This window comes from Halobellus sp. GM3 (assembly GCF_052545375.1).
This window is the reverse complement of the sequence record NZ_JBQWLT010000006.1, coordinates 169,160-188,152: the sequence shown is the minus strand read 5'-3', so window position 1 is coordinate 188,152 and position 18,993 is coordinate 169,160. Positions and strand designations below refer to the sequence as shown.

Annotated in this window: 18 protein-coding genes; 12 read left to right on the top strand and 6 right to left on the bottom strand. The window is 67.7% G+C overall.

Annotated elements, in window-relative coordinates; all coding sequences use genetic code 11:
* Nucleotides 1-77: 77 nt before the first annotated feature.
* On the top strand, nucleotides 78-1,067 hold the full coding sequence (locus ACT3HL_RS11410; RefSeq protein WP_445087047.1) for a methyltransferase domain-containing protein: 990 nt from the start codon (nucleotides 78-80) through the stop codon (nucleotides 1,065-1,067).
* Nucleotides 1,068-1,130: 63 nt separating this feature from the next.
* Here the strand turns inward: ACT3HL_RS11410 and ACT3HL_RS11405 are convergent, their stop codons facing one another.
* Genes ACT3HL_RS11405 through ACT3HL_RS11390 form a run of 4 tightly spaced genes read right to left on the bottom strand, consistent with a single transcriptional unit; the run spans nucleotide 1,131 to nucleotide 3,921 of the window.
* The gene (locus ACT3HL_RS11405; protein WP_445086957.1) at nucleotides 1,131-1,556 is read right to left on the bottom strand and encodes a hypothetical protein; all 426 of its coding nucleotides are present in this window, start codon (nucleotides 1,554-1,556) and stop codon (nucleotides 1,131-1,133) included.
* 24 nt (nucleotides 1,557-1,580) lie between these two features.
* Nucleotides 1,581-2,186: a protein sorting system archaetidylserine decarboxylase gene (locus ACT3HL_RS11400; RefSeq protein ID WP_445086956.1), complete on the bottom strand. Its 606-nt coding sequence runs from the start codon at nucleotides 2,184-2,186 to the stop codon at nucleotides 1,581-1,583.
* A 3-nt stretch (nucleotides 2,187-2,189) separates the two neighbouring features.
* The gene (locus ACT3HL_RS11395) at nucleotides 2,190-3,284 is read right to left on the bottom strand and encodes an AAA family ATPase (protein ID WP_445086955.1); all 1,095 of its coding nucleotides are present in this window, start codon (nucleotides 3,282-3,284) and stop codon (nucleotides 2,190-2,192) included.
* Between the two features lie 52 nt (nucleotides 3,285-3,336).
* On the bottom strand, nucleotides 3,337-3,921 hold the full coding sequence (locus tag ACT3HL_RS11390) for an SHOCT domain-containing protein (protein ID WP_445086954.1): 585 nt from the start codon (nucleotides 3,919-3,921) through the stop codon (nucleotides 3,337-3,339).
* An 85-nt stretch (nucleotides 3,922-4,006) separates the two neighbouring features.
* On the opposite strand from ACT3HL_RS11390, the gene rnz reads away from it, so the two are divergent.
* The 5 genes from rnz (at nucleotide 4,007) to ACT3HL_RS11365 (ending at nucleotide 9,630) form a co-directional block, all read left to right on the top strand.
* Nucleotides 4,007-4,948, top strand: a complete 942-nt coding sequence (gene rnz / locus ACT3HL_RS11385) for a ribonuclease Z (protein ID WP_445087046.1) — start codon at nucleotides 4,007-4,009, stop codon at nucleotides 4,946-4,948.
* A gap of 91 nt (nucleotides 4,949-5,039) precedes the next feature.
* The gene (locus ACT3HL_RS11380) at nucleotides 5,040-5,888 is read left to right on the top strand and encodes a hypothetical protein (RefSeq protein ID WP_445086953.1); all 849 of its coding nucleotides are present in this window, start codon (nucleotides 5,040-5,042) and stop codon (nucleotides 5,886-5,888) included.
* A gap of 76 nt (nucleotides 5,889-5,964) precedes the next feature.
* Nucleotides 5,965-7,140 carry an inorganic phosphate transporter gene (locus ACT3HL_RS11375; protein WP_445086952.1) on the top strand — a complete coding sequence of 392 codons (1,176 nt, stop codon included), beginning with the start codon at nucleotides 5,965-5,967 and terminating at the stop codon, nucleotides 7,138-7,140.
* A 46-nt stretch (nucleotides 7,141-7,186) separates the two neighbouring features.
* Nucleotides 7,187-9,166 carry a DUF460 domain-containing protein gene (locus ACT3HL_RS11370; RefSeq protein WP_445086951.1) on the top strand — a complete coding sequence of 660 codons (1,980 nt, stop codon included), beginning with the start codon at nucleotides 7,187-7,189 and terminating at the stop codon, nucleotides 9,164-9,166.
* Nucleotides 9,167-9,453: 287 nt separating this feature from the next.
* Entirely contained in the window at nucleotides 9,454-9,630 is a 177-nt protein-coding gene (locus tag ACT3HL_RS11365; RefSeq protein WP_445086950.1) for a UPF0175 family protein, read from the top strand.
* 45 nt (nucleotides 9,631-9,675) lie between these two features.
* On the opposite strand, the gene ACT3HL_RS11360 is transcribed toward ACT3HL_RS11365, so the two are convergent.
* Nucleotides 9,676-10,803 (bottom strand): NMD3-related protein, encoded by a 1,128-nt coding sequence (locus tag ACT3HL_RS11360; protein ID WP_445086949.1) that lies wholly within the window; start codon nucleotides 10,801-10,803, stop codon nucleotides 9,676-9,678.
* Between the two features lie 103 nt (nucleotides 10,804-10,906).
* Between ACT3HL_RS11360 and htpX the strand changes: the two genes are divergently transcribed.
* The 6 genes from htpX to ACT3HL_RS11330 all read left to right on the top strand — a co-directional run bounded on the left by htpX (nucleotide 10,907) and on the right by ACT3HL_RS11330 (nucleotide 18,182).
* Entirely contained in the window at nucleotides 10,907-11,773 is an 867-nt protein-coding gene (gene htpX / locus ACT3HL_RS11355; protein ID WP_445086948.1) for a zinc metalloprotease HtpX, read from the top strand.
* A 71-nt stretch (nucleotides 11,774-11,844) separates the two neighbouring features.
* Nucleotides 11,845-12,471 carry a PspA-associated protein PspAB gene (gene pspAB / locus ACT3HL_RS11350; RefSeq protein ID WP_445086947.1) on the top strand — a complete coding sequence of 209 codons (627 nt, stop codon included), beginning with the start codon at nucleotides 11,845-11,847 and terminating at the stop codon, nucleotides 12,469-12,471.
* Between the two features lie 258 nt (nucleotides 12,472-12,729).
* Entirely contained in the window at nucleotides 12,730-13,395 is a 666-nt protein-coding gene (locus tag ACT3HL_RS11345) for a hypothetical protein (RefSeq protein WP_445086946.1), read from the top strand.
* Complete coding sequence (locus ACT3HL_RS11340; RefSeq protein ID WP_445086945.1) at nucleotides 13,392-14,750, top strand: hypothetical protein; 1,359 nt, start codon at nucleotides 13,392-13,394, stop codon at nucleotides 14,748-14,750. The genes ACT3HL_RS11345 and ACT3HL_RS11340 overlap by 4 nt, the downstream gene beginning before the upstream one ends.
* 124 nt (nucleotides 14,751-14,874) lie before the next feature.
* On the top strand, nucleotides 14,875-15,906 hold the full coding sequence (gene radA / locus ACT3HL_RS11335; protein WP_445086944.1) for a DNA repair and recombination protein RadA: 1,032 nt from the start codon (nucleotides 14,875-14,877) through the stop codon (nucleotides 15,904-15,906).
* A gap of 194 nt (nucleotides 15,907-16,100) precedes the next feature.
* Nucleotides 16,101-18,182, top strand: a complete 2,082-nt coding sequence (locus ACT3HL_RS11330; RefSeq protein ID WP_445086943.1) for a hypothetical protein — start codon at nucleotides 16,101-16,103, stop codon at nucleotides 18,180-18,182.
* Nucleotides 18,183-18,448: 266 nt separating this feature from the next.
* On the opposite strand, the gene sufU is transcribed toward ACT3HL_RS11330, so the two are convergent.
* Nucleotides 18,449-18,868 carry a Fe-S cluster assembly sulfur transfer protein SufU gene (sufU, locus tag ACT3HL_RS11325; protein WP_445086942.1) on the bottom strand — a complete coding sequence of 140 codons (420 nt, stop codon included), beginning with the start codon at nucleotides 18,866-18,868 and terminating at the stop codon, nucleotides 18,449-18,451.
* Between the last annotated feature and the right edge of the window lie 125 nt (nucleotides 18,869-18,993).

The window sequence follows — 18,993 nt, the reverse complement described above, 5'->3', positions numbered from 1 at the left end:
CGAGCCGCCGCTGATCGATCGGAACGGCGATCCGACACGCTGATTGGCGGGGCGGGCGAGCATCGAGCGTGTACTATCTGGAGTTCGCCGGGGCGGCGGACGACGAGTCGCTCGCCGCGCTGGAGGCCGAGCGCGCCGCCGCGTCGGCGCTCACGCGCGTCGCCCCGGGACTCGCCACCGCCCGGGGTATCCGCGCTGATCGCGTCCCGACGCTCGCGTACACCCGCCGAGCCTCCGAACTCGTCGGCCGAACCGAGGCCGCGGTGTCGAACGCGGTCGCTCTGCTGACGGCGGCGTCGATCGACCGGGCGGGGACCGTCGCGGTCCGGGCGCGGAACGTCCGCTCGACGGCCGACGTGAGCACCGCCGAGGCCGAGCGCGAACTCGGGAGCGTCCTCGTCGAGCGGGGGTTCGCGGTCGACCTCGACGACCCGGACCACGAGCTCCGGGTCTGTTTCTCCGAGGACGTCTGTCTCGTCGGGTGGACCGTCGCCGAACGCGACGCGTCGTTCGGCTCGCGCGCCCCGACGGACCGCCCCTTCTTCCAGCCGGGGAGTATGGCCCCGATGGACGCCCGCGCGTACGTCAACCTCGCCGCCGGCCCGTCGCTCCCGGACGCGACCGTGCTGGATCCGATGTGCGGTACGGGCGGCCTACTGGTCGAGGCCGGCCTCGCCGGCGCGCGCGCCTTAGGATCCGACGCGCAGTGGAAGATGGCGCGCGGCGCGACCGAGAACCTCGCGCACTACCTCTCAGACCCCGACGACGCCCGCTGGGACGTCGTCCGCGGCGACGCCACGGAACTCCCGTTCGTCGAGGACGCCGCCGACGCGGTCGTCTTCGACGCGCCCTACGGCCGCCAGTCGAAGATCGCCGGCCACCGGCTGTCGGACCTCGTCGGGGGCGCGCTCGCGGAGGCCTCGCGGCTCGCGCCCTCCTGCGTCCTCGTCGCGGACCGGTCTTGGGAAGCCGAGGCCCGCGAGGCGGGCTTGGCGGTCGAGGCCCGATTCGAGCGCCGCGTCCACGGGTCACTGGTGCGCCATGTTCACGTGTTGCGTCGGGAGTAGGCGGCGCTGCGTCGAGAGTAGCGAGCGCCGCTCAGGACCTTTCGATCCGGCAGAGGTCCGGCGTCACTCGGCGAGGAGCCACCCGAACACCAGCGGCGCCAGAAGCAGCGTCAGCGGGACGAAGATCCACACCTGTCCCGAGAGGACGTCGTACTGCGCCAGCGTCTCGCTCGCCGGCGTCCCCTCGAGATAGCCGACGAGGAACTCGAAGCCGACCGTGAGAACGGTCCAGCCGACGCCGACGGCGAAAAGCTCCGCGCGGCCGTACTCGATAGGCGTGACCGCGAAAAACAGCCCCGAGATCGCGAGGATCGCCGCGACCAGCAGCCCAGTGCTGAGGACGTGCCCGGCGTACTCGCCGGTCCGCGGGATGATGAATACCTCTCTGAACGCGCCGTTCAGCACGGCGACGACCGCCATCACGAGCCAGACTCCCAGCGGGTACAGCACCGCTGCCGGCCGGACCGACTGGAGTGTGGTGGGCAGCATCGTACGCGCTGTCTCTCCGGGGCGTTATCGCTCTTTCGCGGCGACGATTGACTCGCCGGCGCGGACGCGGTCGCCCGCCTCGATCAGGAGGTCGGCGCGCTCGTAGGCCGGCGGGAGGAGCACGTCGGCGCGGGAGCCGAAGTCGATGTGTCCGACCCGCTGGGCGCGTTCGAGGTCGTCGCCGGCGGCGACGTAGGGGTGGATGCGGCGGGCGAACGCGCCGGCGATGAACGAGAGTTCGGCGGGCCCCTCGTCGGTCGCGACGTCGACGTCGACGCGCTCGTTGCGCTCGGATTCCTTCGAGAACGCCGGCAGGTGTTTGCCGGGGCGGTGCGTGACGCGCTCGACCCGGCCGTCGAACGGCGCGCGGTTCACGTGGACGTCGGTCACGTTCATGAACACGCCCACGCGGAGCTGATCGGCCTCCTCGCGGACGACGGATACGCGGCCGTCGGCGGGCGAGACGACGCCCGGCCCGGTCGGCCGCCGGTCGGGGTCGCGGAAGAACCACGCGACGAAGCCGCCGGCCGCGAGCGCAACGACCGCGAGCGGGGGGGCGACGAGTGCGAGAACCGCCGCCGCTGCGAACGCCGGGATCGCAAAGCGCCGAACGCCGGGGGCAAACCGCATCGGTCAGGCGAACGCCTCCCCGTCGAGCTCCGATTGCCCGCCGGCCCACGCGGCCAACAGGTGCGTGAGGTGGAGCCGGCCGTCGTTGCCCTCCGCGAGGTCGAGGTCGACGGCCCCGGCGAGTCGGTGCAGGCGCACGAGGTTCGCCTCGCCGAACTCCTCGGGGTAGGTGTCGGCGACGCGGAGCAGCTCCGAGAGCAGTTCCTGGCCGCCGAACCCCTCGTCGTCGATGAGCGCGGTGAGCTGCTTTCTGGCGTCGCGGATCTCGCCGCCGGCGGCCGAATCGAGGACCGACTTCAGCGCGTCGTCGTGACCGGCCGCAGAGAGCGCCTCCTGCGCCGATTCGACCGTGATCTCGCCGTCACCCTCGACGGCGGCGTGTTGCGCGGCGAGAACGGCGTATCGGAGGTCGCCGCCGGCCTTCGAGGCGACGAGGTTCAGCGCCATCGACTCGGCGTCGACGCCCTCGGCGGCGGCGACGTCCGCGAGGACCGCCTCCGTTTCCTCGGTCGTCGGCGCGCGGACCGGGACCGGGAAACACCGCGAGCGGATCGGCGCGATGAGCTTCGAGGGCTGTCGGGTCGCGATCACGAACTGGGTGCTCCGGTGGTACTGCTCCATCACGCGGCGGAGCGCCTGCTGGAAGTCCTCGCGGATCGTCTCGGCGTTGTCCAAGAGGACCGTCTTGTACGCCCCCGAGGCGGGCTGGTACGAGGAGAGCTCCTGCATCACGTGCGAGATCATGTCACGCTTGGACCACTCCCGCTTGTACTTGTTCCCCTTCCCGCCGCGGCGGTACTGCTTCGAGAACTCGGTCTGTCCCTGCAGAAATCGCGAGAACCGCGGGTCCTCGCGGATCTCCTTTTTGCTCCGGTCGAAGAAGTCGGCGACGTTGATCTCGACGAGGTCCGCGTCGGGGTCGTCGTGCGTCTCGCGGGCGAGCGCGCGGACGGCGGCCGTCTTCCCGACGCCGGGCGGACCCTGCACGACGAGGTTCATCGGTTCGTCGACGGTGCGCGAGAGGCGCGTTCGGGCCTCGGGCTGGGGCAGCTCCGAGAGCGACGGCGCGTGCTTCTCCGTCCACAGGGGGGCGTCCATTGCCATCGGGTAGTCGGCGGGAGGGTAAGAAACTCTCCCTCCGCGAGCGGCGTCAGCGACACCCGGCGTCTCTCGCTGTTTCTCTGTCTCGCGTCTCGTCGCCCTCTTCCGTCTCGCGTCCGCGGCGGACGCGCTCTCGGGCGTTCTCCGGCGTGTCGGTCTCGAGCAGTACCTCCAGCTTCCGCTCGAACTGCGCCTCGGAGAGGTCTCCGCGGGCGTAGCGGTCGCGCAGCCGAGAGAGAGCGGCGTCGACGTCGTCGTCTCGAGGCGTTTCGACGTTTACGCGCTCCTCGCGCTGTCCGGTCCGCTCTCTCCGGCTGTCGCCCCTCTCGCTCCCGCGCCTCCCGCGGAGCAGTGAGGCGAGCGGCACGACGACGGCGTATCCGACCGCGAAGACGACCCAGAAATTGACCGCAGAGAGGATCGGAACGCCGAACAGCGAGCCGAGGCCCGCCCCGAGAACGGCGAGGGCGGTCGCGGCGACGACGGGGTCGTCGGCGTCGGTGAGTGCGCTGTCCCACCACCGGTCGCTTCGGGGGCCTCGGTCGGATTGGTCACCCCGGCCGCTTCTGTGGGCTTGGTCACCCCGGCTGCTTCTGTGGGCTTGGTCGCCTCCGTCGGCTCCGCGCTGCACCATACGCCACACTCGCTCGGCGGCAGGGAAAAAGGGTCGCCGTTCCGATACGGGTTTACCCCGGGGGCCTCGAAACGAGTGTATGTCGATGCGCGTGACGTTCCTCGGAACCGGCGGGGCCGTACCGACGACCGAGCGAGGACCGAGTGCGCTGCTCGTCGAACGCGAGGGCGAGCGGCTGCTCTTCGACTGCGGCGAGGGCACCCAGCGCCAGATGATGCGGTTCGGCACCGGCTTCTCGGTCTCGCATCTGTTCGTCACGCACCTCCACGGCGATCACGTCCTCGGGATTCCCGGACTGATCCAGACGCTGGATTTCAACGACCGCGAGGAGCCGCTTTCGATTCACGGGCCGCCGGGATCGAAGCATCACCTGAAGGGGCTCGTCGAGGCCGGCGGTTACCGGCCGGGGTTCCCCCTGACTGTCCGCGAAGTCCGGCCGGGTGCCGTCGCGCTCGACGGCGACGATTACGAGGTTCGGGCGTTCGAGACCGAACACCGGACCGTCAGCTCGATCGGGTACGCGCTCGTGGAGGCGGACAGACGGGGGCGGTTCGACCGCGGGAAGGCCGAGGAACTGGGCGTGCCGGTCGGGCCGAAGTTCGGCAGGCTCCACGACGGCGAGGCCGTCGAGCTCGAGGAGGGAACGGTCGTCCGCCCCGAACAGGTCGTGGGTGATCCCCGACCCGGCCGGCGATTCGTCTACACGGGCGATACTCGTCCCGTCGACGCGACGGTCGAGGCCATCGAGAAGCCGGACCTGCTCGTCCACGACGCCACGTTCGCGACGGAGTGGGCCGACCGCGCGCGCCAGACGGGGCATTCAACGGGGCGAGAGGCCGCGGAAATTGCGAACCGCGCCGGGGCGAAGCGACTCGCGCTCGTCCACATCTCCTCGCGGTACGCCGTCGACGCCTCGCCCATCGAGCGCGAGGCGCGGCAGGCGTTCGCGGGCGACCCCGAGTGCGTATTCGTCCCCGACGACGGGCGGACACTCGAGGTGCCGTATCCGGACGACGGGTCGGCGTGAGTGGCCCGTCGTTGCCAACACGGCGTTTGGGACGGATCGCTCGGCGCGTCATCAACGGGCAAAAGACCCCCGCCCTCGTTAGCCCACATAGATGAAACCAAACCAGATCGATTTCACCGTCGATTTCGCGTACGGTGTGCTGCTCTTTCTCGCGATCGTGCTCATCGCGACCGTCGGGACCGGAATCGGTATCGCGTTCGGTCTGGGTGCGCTGGTCTCGTACGTCATCCACGTCGCGTGGAAGATGTCACGATTCGATCCAGAGTGGATGACAGAAGAGGTCTCAGAGCAGATCGAAGAGACGATCACGGAGGAAGTGACCGAGAGCGTCGGCGAAAAGGTGTCCGAGGACGTGACAGAGAAGGTCTCCGAAGACGTCACGGCGAAAGTGTCCGAGGACGTGACGGAGAAAGTCTCCGAAGACGTCACGGCGAAAGTGTCCGAGGACGTGACGGAGAAGGTCTCCGAAGACGTCACCGCGAAGGTGTCCGAGGACGTCAGCGAGGACGTCGAGGAGAAAGTCGCCCAGCGGGTGAGCGAAGGAGTCGAGGAGAAGGTCGCCCAGCGGGTGAGCGAAGACGTCGAGGAGAAAGTCGCCAAGAAGGTGAGCGAGGACGTCGGCGAGAAAGTGACCAGAGAGGTCACAGAGAGCGTCGAACAGAAGGTGACCAAAGAGGTCACCGAGAACGTCGAGGAGGCGCTCTCGACGGATATCGACTCGATCATCGACCAGCTCGAAGAGGTCAACGAGCGGATCGAGCGGCGGCCGAGCAGAGACGAACTCATCGAAGAGGCGAGTGCGGCCGCGGAGGACTCCCCAGACGCCGCGGAGGACGAATCGGACGCCACAGAGGACGAGTCGGACGCCGGGGGGGACTCTCCGGACACTGCGGAGGACGAATCGGACGTCGCGGAACCGACACGGGACCAGTCAACATGAACGGCTTACTTCGGCTCTCTCGGATGGCTGAGCGCGATCGAACGTCGGCGGCGTATCGTATACAGGCACTCTACTGATGGTCGAAATACTGATCGTCGTCGGTCTCGCGGTCGCCCTGTTCGTCGGGTTCAACATCGGCGGGTCGACGACCGGGCCAGCCTTCGGCCCGGCTGTGGGCGCGGGCATCATCTCGAAGGCCCTCGCCGGGACGCTGATGGCCGTGTTCTTCTTCGTCGGCGCGTGGACGATCGGCCGGCGGGTCGTGGACACGCTCGGACGCGAACTCGTCTACGATCCCGGCGTCTTCACCGTCGAGACGAGTATCGTCGTCCTGTTTTTCATCGGCGGCGCGCTCTTCATCGGGAACTACGTCGGCGTGCCGGCGTCGACGTCGATGACCGCCGTCGGGTCGATCGCCGGACTGGGAGTCGCGACCGGCGAATTGAACTGGGCCGTGATGGGAGAGATCGCCGTCTGGTGGATCGTCGCCCCGCTCGTCGGGTTCTGGGTGTCGGTGATGATCGGCCGGTACGTCTACCCGACGATCAACCGCTGGATCGCGATCACGAGCAGCGAGGGCGCGCTCGTCGAACTGGACCGGTCGGGGGCGGTTCCGCTCCCGCGGCCGGGGCCGAACACGACCCGCCGGGAGTTCTTCGGGACCGTGACGCTCGTCGCGATCAGCTGTCTGATGGCGTTCTCCTCGGGCACCTCGAACATCGCGAACGCGATCGCGCCGCTGTACGGCGCCGGCGTCGAGCTGAACCTGCTGCTGCTTCTCGGCTCCGGCGCTGTCGCGGTCGGCGCGCTCACGATCGCCCGCCGGACGCTCGACACGCTCGGCAACGACCTCACCGCGCTGCCGCTGACGGCGGCCATCGTCGTCGCCATCGTCTCGTCCGGCATCGTGATCGGCCTCTCGGCGATCGGCATTCCCGCCTCGTTCGTCATCATCGCGACGATGTCGATCGTCGGCCTGGGCTGGGGACGGGCGACCCGGACCACGACGCTCTCCGAGAGCATTCACGGCGGCGAAGAGCCGAACGTCTCCGTGGGGGCGCTCGCCGCCGAAGAGCCCGGCGAGGAGGCGCCGGCGCTCGGCGAGGAAGACCCCGCGGACATCCCCAGCGCGGCCGACCTCTTCGACCCGGCGACCACCGGGCGCGTGATCCTGATGCAGAACCTCGTGCCCGTTCTCTCGACGAGCGGCGCCTACGTCACGTTCTGGCTGCTCTTCCGGTACGTCTGGTGAGCGCCCCCGGCGTGGAATATATATCCGCACGCGACCTAACGCCGGTGTGAACGACCGGACGAGCGCCCTCGACACTCTCGTCTTCGGCGTGGACATCCAGAGCGGGGACGTCCGCGGCGATGCGCCCTCGTACGCCCTCGTCGCGTTCGACGGCGAGAACCTCGATCGCGACGTCGTCTCTCACCGGAAGCTTCGCCGACTGCTCGACCGCGAGGAGCCGGCGATGCTGGCGACCGACAATATGTACGAGCTGGCGGCCGACAAGGACGATCTCGTCCGCTTCCTCCGGGCGCTCCCGGCGGAGACGACGCTGGTGCAGGTGACCGGCGCGGAGCGACCGGAGCCGCTCTCGCGGGTCGCCTCCCGACACGGCGTGCCATATGGGAAAAAGCCGATGAAGGAGGCCGAGGCCGCCGCTCGGCTCGCGGCGGCGAACGTCGGCCACGAGGTGTCCGCGTTCGGCGACACCACGACCGTGAAGGTCTCCCGCGGGCGCTCGACCGGGAAGGGCGGCTGGAGTCAGGACCGGTACACCCGGCGGATCCACGGCTCCGTCAAGCGCCGCGCCCGCGAGGTGAAAAAGCGACTGCGACAGGCGAACTTGGCGTTCGAGACCGACGTGACCGAGAAGTACGGCGGCTACGCGAACGCGGTGTTCACCGTCGAAGCGCCGCCGTCGGAGATCCCCGTCTCGCGCGGTCGCTCCGGAGACACGCGGATCGAGATCGAGCGCGAGCGCCACGACGGCATCGAGTTCGAGCCGATCGTCAAGCGCCGCGACCACGTCGTCGTCGGCATCGATCCGGGGACGACGACCGCCGCCGCCGTCGTCGGTCTCGACGGGCGCGTCCTCGACGTCTACTCGACGCGGACGGCCGACACCGCCGCGGTGATTGAGTGGCTCATCGAGCGCGGGCGGCCGATCGTCGTCGCCGCAGACGTGACGCCGATGCCCGAGACCGTCGAGAAGTTCCGCCGGAGCTTCGACGCCGCGGGCTGGACGCCGAACTCGGACCTCCCGGTCGACGAGAAGCTCCATCGCACGCGCGACGCGGCCTACGAGAACGACCACCAGCGCGACGCGCTCGCGGCGGCGCTCTTCGCCCTCGACGACCACGAGGACCAGTTCGATCGGATCTCACAGAAGGTGCCGCCGGACGTAGAACGCGGCGAGGTGATCTCCCGGGTCGTCGCCGGCGAGGAGTCCGTCGAGGCCGTCCTCCGCGAGCTCGAAGACGACGAGCCCCACGAGGAAGCCGAGCCCGAACACGAGGAGCGCGAACTCTCCGAGGACGAAAAGCGGATCCGGCGGCTGGAGACCCGAGTCGAGCGCTTGGAGTCGCACGTCGAGGACCTGAACGAGACGATAGACGACCGCGAAGAAACGATCGAGGAGTACGAGACGAAGCTCTCGGAAGCGAAGCGCGAAGAGCGCCGGAAGGCCAGAGAGCGGCGGGAGGTCAAGCGGTTCGAACGCGAGAACGACCGGCTCGAACGGCGGGTCGAGACGCTGGAGGGCGAAAACGAGGCGCTCGATGAGAAGCTCGAACGGCTCAAGCGGCTCTGGAAACTCGATCACTCGAACTTCGCCGACGTCGACACCGACGGCGACCTCGTCTCGGTGAAGGTGATCGACCAGTTCACCCGAGACGCCATCGAGACGGCCGACGAGGAGTACGGCCTCGCCGCCGGCGACGTCGTCTACCTCCGCGACGCCTCCGGCGCCGGCCGCTCGACGGCCGAGCGACTCGCCGCCGTCGACCCGCGCGTGGTCCTCCGCTCCGGTGGCAACCTCTCGGAGGTCGCAGACCGCATCCTCTTCGAGCACGAAATCCCGGTCGCCCCCGCCGACGACGTCACGATCCAAGAGGTGGACGAACTCGCGGTGGCCCGCGAGTCCGACGTCGAGGCCGCCGTCGACGACTGGGAGCGCCGCGCCGAATCGCGCCGGAAGGAGCGGAAGGCCTCGATGGTCGACCAGATCATCTCCGAGCACCGCGCGGAGACGCGCAGCGAGAGCCGCTGACGGCCGATTCGAACGCCGTCCGCTGTTCGTGAGCGGGGGCCGGACGTATCGTTCGGCGCAACGTTTGCGAATTTTTCACTGTATCCCCGTTCGGTGTCGTGTCTGTCAGGGAACCTTTCGAACTCCGAGACGTATCTATAATGTACTTCCATTTTGGTTTAGAAAGTAAATATATAATCTGCTATTATTGGAGATGCGTCCGGCATCACGGACAATGTGTGTCTGTTTGGGACGGTATCTCACACAATAGTTAACACCACTGATATCGTGGTACCTACTGTCCGGCAATGTACACACACGGGCTGAACACGGCGATGACCCTGTACCAGAACGGAACACTGACGCTCTCGCAGGCGGCGTCGCGGGCGGGTCGCTCGACGGACGCGTTCTCGATGGCGCTCGCGCGGCACGGTATCTCGGTCACCGAGCGCGAGGGCCACGGCCGGTCACACGCGGCGGATTAACTCCAATCGATTCGACGTCTGCCGATCCGCACTGTCGGTGAGTCGCTACTGGTCGTCGCCGACAGCAGCCGCGCGAGCAGGAAGCACGTGTAGTCCGGCGCGGCTCTTCAGTACGGGAACCGTCTGCGCGTCGGCGTCGACGTACGAGGGACGGGCGATCGTCTTCGCCTCGTAGGTCTCCGGATCGAGCACCTGGATCGCGTACTCGTCTTCGACCGTCACGACCGTCGTCTCCGACGCGTCGTCGACTGTCCCCAAGCGGCGCGCCTCCGGCGTCTCGCCCTCCTCGAAGTCGGCCTCGTACGGGTCGCCGGTCGCGAGTCGGACGCCTTTCAGGTTCCCGCGTACGCTCCTGACCAGCACCGGCCCGTCGCCGTCCTCGAGGTCGATGACGTCGCCGGGGGTGTACTTCGGGAGCCGAACGGCGTAGGTCACCCGGTAGACCTCGTTGCCGTCGCTGTCCTCGGTCACGAGCGTCGGGTACTCCTCGACGTGCCCGCCGAGCGCCCGGACGATCCGTTTCGCGGCGCCGCCGCCGAGTTGGTTCGTCGAGATCTTGATGTCGGTGCCGTCGTCGGTCTCTTTGATCTCGGTGATGAACGCGTCGCGGGCTCCGGTGGCCTCGCGTTTTGCGACGTACGACTCGGCGATCTCGACGGCTCGCTGTTCCTCCTCGGGAGTGGGATTCCGCTCGTCGGCCCGAATCTGAACGATACTCGCGTAGTAGCCGCCGGCGATGCGGCCGCAGCGCTGGCACGTCTGCTTCGAGATGTGCACCGGCACCGTCACGCGCTCCTCCCGATACGTGTCGCGGACGACGCCGCCGAAGGTGCAGTGCATTCGGATCGTGTTCTCGTCGACCTGCTCGGGTTCGACGCCCCAGCGGACGTTCTCCGCGTTGAGGTGGACGCCGAGGGCCTCGGTCACCTGTTCGACGGCGACGTCGGTGTAGTCGCGCGCGCCGACGTCGACCCAGCGGTTGCCTTCGTAGACCGCGCCGCACTGCGAACAGACGCGGACCTCGAGCCGCTCGGGCGCGTCGACGAGGTCGAAGTCCTCGAAGTAACAGTCATCGCAGAGGACAGCGTCGCGTTCGCGGGGCGCGCCGGGCAGCGGCTCCGCTCGCTCCGGAACCGGATCCCCGCACCGCGGACAGAAGTCACCCGAACTCATCGGCGTCCGTAGACGACGGAGGCGGTTAAGCGCGACGAACGGCCGCCGCCCGCGCCGTCCCCCTCCCCAACACGGTTTATTACCCCGAGGCCATAGTCGGGGTATGGACTGGAAACCTGACTGGGGGCTCCGGGGCCGGATGGTCCTGACGATGTTCCTGCTTTTCGCCCTCTATATGGTCTTCGTCGGTGCGCTCGTGTGGTCCCGATCGCTGATTTACCTCCCGCTGATGGGCGCGTTCGCCCTCGCGCAGTTCTTCTTCAGCGACAGACTCGCGCTCTACAGTATGGGCGCGAAGGAAGTCACCGAGGAGGAGTATCCCGACTTGCACGCGATGGTCTCCCGGCTCAGCCAGCAGGCCGACCTGCCGAAGCCGACCGTCGCCGTCGCCGACTCTCGCGTGCCGAACGCCTTCGCGGCCGGCCGTTCGCAGAAGAAGGCGACCGTCTGCGTCACGACCGGACTCCTCGGGACGCTCGATCGCAACGAGCTAGAGGGCGTGATCGCCCACGAACTCGCACACGTGAAGAACCGCGACGTGATGGTGATGACGATCGCGTCGTTCCTCTCGACGGTCGCGTTCATGATCGTCCGGATGGGCTTCTGGTTCGGCGGCGGCCGGAACCGACAGGGGGGCGGGGGGTTCCTCGTCGCGATCGTGGCCTCGCTGGTCGTGTGGGTCGTCTCCTTTTTCCTGATCCGCGCGCTCTCGCGGTACCGCGAGTTCGCAGCCGATCGGGGCGGCGCGCTCATCACGGGCAACCCCTCCGCGCTCGCGTCGGCGCTTTTAACGATCGACGGCCGGATGGACCGCGTCCCGAAGGAGGACCTCCGCGAGCAGTCGGAGATGAACGCGTTCTTCATCGTGCCGCTGAAGAGCGACTTCATCGGTCGGCTGTTCAGCACTCATCCCGCGACCGAAACGCGCGTCGAACGCCTCCGTGACCTCGAACGGGAGATGGAGTCGTGACGATGCTCGCACGCGTCCGCGTCTCGCTGTCGGGACGCTATCCGGCGCTCGAACGGAGGCGACTGCGGTAGATGGGGCTGTTGGACACCCTCAGAACCGTTCTCGGGACGAACGCCGAGGCGGACGCGACGCGCGACGCCGACCCCGAGGACCTCTTCGGGATGAGCACCGCCTACGTCACGATGGAGGCCGATCTCGGCTTCCGCTCCGTCGGGGCCGCAGCGCTCTGTTTCTCCGGCGTCGACAGCACCGACTTCGCCGAGACCGTCGGGGACGTGGAAGCGATCCTCCGCGCCGGCGAGGAGGAGACCGGAACGGCCTTCGACATCCGCGAGGACAGCCACGGCTGGGAGTGGGTCGTCCTCCGCGACGACGACCCCGAGGACTTGGTGACCAGTATCCATTTCGCGGCCGACGAGTTCATCGAACGGGGCTATGGCTCGCGGATCCTCGCGGCGGTGTTCGGATTCGAGCGCGCTGGTGACGATGGGAGCGATGGCGCCGACAGCGCGTACTGGATCTACTCGTTCCGACGTGGCGCGTACTATCCCTTCGCCCCACAGCCCGGCAAGGAGCGGAACCAGCGGCTGGAGTTCAAGCTGGAGTCGGTGCTCGACGGCGAGTTGGGACTGGAGGACGACGAGTCCTACTGGTATCCGATGTGGCCCGACCGCGACGGCGGTCACCCGTGGGAGTGAGACGGACACCCGGACTGAGACGGCCTGTCAGGTGCGGCGTGGCGAACAGTCGGCACGACGGTTTCTCCCCGAATCCGGCCCCCCGCTAACCGATTCGGATATCGGCGCCCGCGTCGACGTGCCGAGCAACCGCGGCTCGACGCGGGACGGTTTCTAGCGCACGCCACGTCTGGCTGCCCGATCGTATATAGGTCCTCGCCGCCACCGGAAGCCGCCGGTCCCGTGGCTATTTACCCCCCTGTCGAATAGATCCGTGCGATGCCCTCCAACACTCCCTCGCCGAGTAGGCGGCGCCTCCTCCAATCGATGGGGACGCTTCTCGGCGTCTCCGCGCTCGCGGGCTGCGGCGGAAGCGGCTCCGCTTCGAGCACCGCCCGGTCGGGGCCTGACGCCGACCCGCCAGAAGACGCCCTGACCGACCCGACGCACGTGAGCCTCAGGAACGCGGAGAAAGCGCCGATCGTTCGAGACCCGGGCTCGGAGACGGATGAGTCGGGAGCCGACTCCGAGGGAACCCCGCGGTTCGACCGCTGGCAACACGACCTCGTCGCCGACGCCGAGCGGGCCGACTCGCTCGCGTTCGCGGACGTCGACGGCGCCGACGGCGCCCGCTCGCTCCTCGCGGAGACCGACTTCGAGTCGGAGTCGGTGTATATCGAGGGACACGTTGTCGGCGAGTGCTACGAACGGCGGTTGTGCTGGATCCGCTGGACCGACACCGAAATCGAGACTGATTACGCGCGGATTCTCCGCGACGCCGACGTCGCCTGTGAGGCCGATTCCGACGATTTCGTGACGAACCTGATCCGTATTCCGGCCGCGTTGAACCCTGATTCGGTCCGGAGCTACGGATCCAGCGGCGGCGGTCGGTGTCGGACGCCGACTGGTGAACCGATGGCGACCGAGGAGGGGGGACAGTCGTGACCCGAACGCCTCCGGACTGCCGACAGGACGGACAGATCGGCCGCCGGGAGCTGCTCGGGCTCTCCGGAGCGCTCGGGTTCGCGTCTCTGTCCGGGTGTCTCGATCAGCTGCCCGGATCGGGGCCGGCGACGATCGACGGCGACGCGGTCGCCGCCCTCGCCGACGACGAGGCACCCGAGGTCTCCGAGACGCTTCCGGTCGACATCGGAACCGCATTCGTCGCCGAACAGCGCGAGGTCGCTCAGGCGAAACTCGATTCGGTGCCCGCGCCCTTCGCCGAAACACAGATTCCGAACGGGGTGATCCGCGAGCGGATAAACGGTGAGTACGAGGCCGCACGCGGGGCAATCCGCGAGTCCTCTGAGGCCGGGACGGCCTACGAACGCCTCGGGCGCGCGACACGCGCCAGAACGGGCGCCCACGAGGTACTGACAGCCTGGGGCGCGATCGAGGGGAACGCAACTATCGACGACCTCCGCGAGTCCCGGTCGGATGTCTCCTCCGACGTCGACGCGCTCGCGTCCCGATGGGAGTACGTCGGCGACGACCCGGTGCGGGCAGCGGTCGTTCACGCGGAGATCGAGCGCGAGATCCGTGCAGCGCGGAACTGGCTGTCGCTCAGGGAGCGCGAACTCGAATACGCGGCGGAGCAGCCGCTCGATTTCGCCGACATCGCCGTCGACATCGAACGCGCGCGGACCTCCGTGGCGGTCGCGTCGTACTATTTCGATCGGTTCCGGGGGAATCTCACGCGGGCGGAGCACTTGCGCGAGCGGTTCGCAGCCGCGCGGGACGCCTTCGACGAACGCATTCGAACGCGCGCCGAGTCACTCCCTGACGAGACCGAGGACCCGACGTCGCTCGTGGACCGAGACGTCGGACGGACCGCGGGCGTGATCGCCCTCGACGATGTCCTCCGGGACGCACGGTGGCGTACCAAAGACCGCGGCGACGAGCGGGACCCGCCGTCGCTCGCGGGTGCTACGCCCACCGCAGCGGAAACGCTCGTATACCTCCGCGCGTTCGAGGCGCTCCGCGAACGAATCGAAGATGGCGACGACGTCGCGGTCGAAGAAGTAGAAGACGTCTCTGAGCTCCGTGCAGACGCCGTCGACGCGATCAGCGCCGCTCGCGAGGCGGGCCGAAATCGGCTCGTCGTCGACGCGGTTCTCCCCCGATTCGCCCGCGAACTCCGCTGGATCGACGACCGGCTCTCCGAGTACGAAGGCGAGACCCGGGTCGATTTCGTCGAACGGGAGGCCGCCGGGTACGTCGTCGTCGCCGAGACGTGCCGCGCGGTGCCGTCCGTGAGCGCCGACGTGGCGGCGATACTCCGCGACGACGGCGGCGCGTAGCCCGCGCCTTCCGGTTTGAACTCTTGTCTGGTGGGTGCTCGACTGTCCGCTCAGTCGAGCGGTTTCACTTACACCGTGGTGTTAACGAGGGTTTATGTGCGAGTGGGGCACAGGAGGAGATACGATGCCAGAAGACGATCTCGAGAGTCTCCCCGGTGTGGGTCCCGCGACCGCAGACAAACTCGTCGAAGCGGGGTTCGAGAGCTATCAGGCGATCGCCGTCGCGAGCCCCGGCGAGATGTCGAACACCGCCGACGTCGGCGAGTCGACCGCGGCCGACATCATCAACGCCGCGCGGGACTCCGCTGACATCGGCGGCTTCGAGACCGGCGCGGCGGTTCTCGAACGGCGCGAGGAGATCGGCAAGCTCTCGTGGCTGATCCCCGAGGTCGACGACCTGCTCGGCGGCGGTATCGAGACGCAGTCGATCACCGAGGTCTACGGCGAGTTCGGCGCCGGCAAGTCGCAGGTGACACACCAGATGGCGGTCAACGTACAGCTCCCCCACGAGCACGGCGGGCTCGAGGGCTCCTGTATCTTCATCGACTCCGAGGACACCTTCCGCCCGGAGCGGATCGACGACATGGTCCGCGGCCTCGACGACGAGATCATCGCCGACCTCTTAGAGCGCCGCGAGATCGAGGGATCGCCCGGCGACGATGACACGATGAACGCGCTGCTCAACAGCTTCCTCGACCACATTCACGTCGCGAAGGCGTTCAACTCCAATCACCAGATCCTGCTGGCGGAGAAAGCCAAGGAGATCGCCCGCGACAACGAGGACGCGGAGTTCCCCGTTCGCCTGCTCTGTGTCGACTCGCTCACCGCTCACTTCCGCGCGGAGTACGTCGGCCGGGGCCAACTCGCCGACCGCCAGCAGAAGCTCAACAAGCACCTCCACGACCTGATGCGGATCGGCGACCTCTACAACACCGCCGTGTTGGTCACGAATCAGGTGGCCTCCAACCCCGATTCGTACTTCGGCGACCCCACCCAGCCGATCGGCGGCAACATCCTCGGTCACACCTCGACGTTCCGCATCTACCTCCGGAAGTCGAAGGGCGACAAGCGGATCGTCCGCCTCGTCGACGCCCCCAACCTCGCCGACGGCGAGGGTATTATGCGGGTGCAGGACGGCGGCCTGAAGCCCGAGTAACGGACCCTCCTTTTTCCGCCTCGGGTGCGCCTGCGGCGCACCGCTCGGCGCAAAACCCTAGGGGGAAAAGGCGGCCGACATCACGGCCTTCGGCCGTTCGTCGGCGGTGAACCGTTCGTTCCCGTGGAATGGAGTCTCTCCCAACGATCAGCTCGATGCCCTCCTATTATCCGATGAGACGAGAGAGGTAGCGTATGCCAGTTGAGAACCCTGTCCCCATCGATCGGCGGACACTGCTCGCTTCCCTTGCCGGAGGCGGGACTGCGGCGCTTGCCGGCTGTTCAGCGTTGGATACCCGCGACGATGGGGAGGCGTCGACCGTCGGCGATAACCGTGCGCAGGCGCTCGCCGAACAGTTCGCACCGACGCTGTACTTCGACAGAAACGAGCGGTGGTTTCCGACGGACCCCCGAGCGTTCGAGAGCGAACTCGACGGCGAAACCGTCGTCGACGGCTTCGATGCTCTCAACGGCTACGTCGATCAGGGCGGTGCCGACGACCCGCCCGCACCGACCGGCTTCTACAACGTTGTGGAGTACGAGGAGTCACCGCTGGCGGTCGTCCAGTTCTGGTTCTACTCGGTGTTCGATCAGTTCACGGCGAACTTCCACTGGCACGACTGGGAGGTCCTGCACGTGTTCGTGGACACCGATACTGAGGAACCACAACTCCACGTCGCGAGTTCGCACTCACGGACGGTCCCGAACAACGAGTTCCTCGACCCCGAGCGCACCAGACCGCGGATCCTCTCCGAGCTCGGATCGCACTCGAGCGGCCTCTCGGTGAACGACGACGCCGAACGCTTCCAACGACTCCCGCTCGGAGGGGGCGTCGCCGACATCACCAATAGCGTTATCGACGGCATCGACGCTGTCGCGGGCATCCCGCTGGCGTACGGCCTTCCGCGGGACGAGGGGTTTGCGCTCCCGTACGCGGTTCCCGAACTCGACGGGGAACCGTTCTACGAGCACGACCGCCTGCCGTCTGTGGACGCCTCGAACCTTATTCCGGAAGCACTGACGGTTCGCTCGTTCGACGAGCTGCAATCACCGCCGGACCTCCCGGAACGGGAGACCGGCTACCGGTTCGATTACCGAGACGCGCAGGACGGGGAGACCGACGTGCGGTACGACCTGCACCCGAGCAGCGAGCTCGAACATATCGACGACTTCATCGGGCCGCAGTTGAGCTTCGAGTTCTCCGTGCCGGAGTTCGCAGAGGACGCCGTTGCGGGCCACATCACGACTGCGGGCGTCCCGTGGAAGGATCCGCGCTATGAGAACCCCGCCTCCGACATCAGCGAGCCGAAACACCGGCAGGCGCTGGCCGACCGCTACGACGCCATCGGCGCGCCGTCTCCTGTCGGCCAGGTCGTCGCCGGCGTGACGAACGCCGTCACCGACGAGGACGCTCCGGACGACGAGGGACTAACGACCGTCTCTTCGCCGCTGGAGATGTTCGCGCTGCTCCGGAGCGATCCCGAGGCCGTCCCGACGTTCAACGGGATCGCCGTCGTCAGGGACGTCCCGGCCGGCGATCACGAGCTGACGATCAACGGCGCGGGCGTCGCACCCCATTCGGAAACCGTGACTGTCGGTGAGGACGATGCGGTGACGCCGGCCGGCGTCGAGGGCGAAATCCCCGTCGTCGCCCGCAAGCACGCCGTGAAGATGGAGATCGATCCGAGCGAGGCCGACAGCGACTTGCGCGGTCTCGCAGTCGAGGACGACTTCGCGGGGCGTCTATACGACGCGCCGCTCTCTGGTCCGGACGCCGTCTACGTCCACAGCGGCGGGGCGTACACGACGGAAGTCAGAGACGGCGACGACGAGGTCGGCGCGTTCCGCGTCAACCCCGGCGACGAAGCGCGCGTGCGTGTAGACAATCCGCGGACCGGGAAGGCGCCGCTTGCCGAATATGTCGCAGACGTCGCGGCGGAGACCCGCGACCAGGTGGCGGCCGCCGCGGAAAGCGACGACGGTGACGACGACCGGAGCAGTGACGGTGGCGGCCGCGAGAACGCGATAACGGGGCTCACGAACGCTTTAGACGCGGTCGCGGAAGCTTCGCGACGTGCGGCTGAGGCGGCCGACGCCGGGGCGCGGGGACAGGCCGACCAGCGCCTCGACACGGTGATCGAACGGTTGGACCGCGTCGCAACCAGACTCGAAGAGGCAACAGGCTCGCTCCCGGGGAGCCTGACCCGAGCCACGAGCAACCGCCTCGATCAGGCGCGCCGTCGGAGCGACCAAGCGAAAGACGCCGAGAAACTCTGAGGAGGCCAGTTGCTCGTTCCACGACTCCGCTGGGCGTCTATGCCCCCGGAACTCCGAACGCCCCGACGCCGAGTCGGAGGACAGAGTTCACGACGCAGAGCACGATGAGAGCGGTGATCCACGCGACGCCACCGATGATGCCGGCTTTCGTCCAGCCGCCGGGATACCGCCAATTGGTGACATCCTCCCACGACTGAAGTCGTGGGTTTTCTCGCCTAATCTGTATAAACTCCGGTACCACAACTGGCACCGTCCTCACGCGGTGGTCAGTCCTCAGTCGTCGTCTCTTCGATCTCGACGTCGCCCTCGTGGATCTTCGCGCCGTCCTGCGCCACCTGGCGGGCGAGGACGGCGCATTTGATCCGCATCGGCGAGATGTCGACGCCGAGCATCTCCGTCACGTCGTCGGTGTCCATCGCGTCGAGTTCCGACAGCGTCAGCCCCCGGAGCTTTTCGGAGAGCATGCTCGCGGAAGCCTGACTGATCGCACAGCCGTCGCCCGTGAACGTCACGTACTCGATGGTCTCCCCGTCGTCTTCGAGGCGGACGTTCACCGTGATCGTGTCCCCGCAGGAGGGGTTCTCCCCGGTGTGAGAGAAGTCCGGATCGGACATCTCACCCTTGTTCCGGGGGTTCTTGTAGTGATCCAGGATCTGCTGCCGATACATATCCGAGCCGAGTCCCATCGTTGTCATCGGTACGAGAGTGCCGCGCAAAAGGGTTCCGCCGCGACGTCCGTCTCCTGCCGCCTTCCGGATGTAGGATGAGATTATCAACCACCCCCGGCTCTCCGTCGGCGAATCGAGTCACG

What these genes read in the sequence shown, in the direction of transcription:
- ACT3HL_RS11395 (WP_445086955.1), bottom strand. Translation starts at nt 3,284, where the DNA reads ATGGACGCCCCCCTGTGGACGGAGAAGCACGCGCCGTCGCTCTCGGAG.
- ACT3HL_RS11360 (WP_445086949.1), bottom strand. Translation starts at nt 10,803, where the DNA reads ATGAGTTCGGGTGACTTCTGTCCGCGGTGCGGGGATCCGGTTCCGGAG.
- ACT3HL_RS11400 (WP_445086956.1), bottom strand. Translation starts at nt 2,186, where the DNA reads ATGCGGTTTGCCCCCGGCGTTCGGCGCTTTGCGATCCCGGCGTTCGCA.
- rnz (WP_445087046.1), top strand. Translation starts at nt 4,007, where the DNA reads ATGCGCGTGACGTTCCTCGGAACCGGCGGGGCCGTACCGACGACCGAG.
- ACT3HL_RS11390 (WP_445086954.1), bottom strand. Translation starts at nt 3,921, where the DNA reads ATGGTGCAGCGCGGAGCCGACGGAGGCGACCAAGCCCACAGAAGCAGC.
- htpX (WP_445086948.1), top strand. Translation starts at nt 10,907, where the DNA reads ATGGACTGGAAACCTGACTGGGGGCTCCGGGGCCGGATGGTCCTGACG.
- sufU (WP_445086942.1), bottom strand. Translation starts at nt 18,868, where the DNA reads ATGGGACTCGGCTCGGATATGTATCGGCAGCAGATCCTGGATCACTAC.
- radA (WP_445086944.1), top strand. Translation starts at nt 14,875, where the DNA reads ATGCCAGAAGACGATCTCGAGAGTCTCCCCGGTGTGGGTCCCGCGACC.
- ACT3HL_RS11345 (WP_445086946.1), top strand. Translation starts at nt 12,730, where the DNA reads ATGCCCTCCAACACTCCCTCGCCGAGTAGGCGGCGCCTCCTCCAATCG.
- ACT3HL_RS11380 (WP_445086953.1), top strand. Translation starts at nt 5,040, where the DNA reads ATGAAACCAAACCAGATCGATTTCACCGTCGATTTCGCGTACGGTGTG.
- ACT3HL_RS11405 (WP_445086957.1), bottom strand. Translation starts at nt 1,556, where the DNA reads ATGCTGCCCACCACACTCCAGTCGGTCCGGCCGGCAGCGGTGCTGTAC.
- ACT3HL_RS11375 (WP_445086952.1), top strand. Translation starts at nt 5,965, where the DNA reads ATGGTCGAAATACTGATCGTCGTCGGTCTCGCGGTCGCCCTGTTCGTC.
- pspAB (WP_445086947.1), top strand. Translation starts at nt 11,845, where the DNA reads ATGGGGCTGTTGGACACCCTCAGAACCGTTCTCGGGACGAACGCCGAG.
- ACT3HL_RS11330 (WP_445086943.1), top strand. Translation starts at nt 16,101, where the DNA reads ATGCCAGTTGAGAACCCTGTCCCCATCGATCGGCGGACACTGCTCGCT.
- ACT3HL_RS11365 (WP_445086950.1), top strand. Translation starts at nt 9,454, where the DNA reads ATGTACACACACGGGCTGAACACGGCGATGACCCTGTACCAGAACGGA.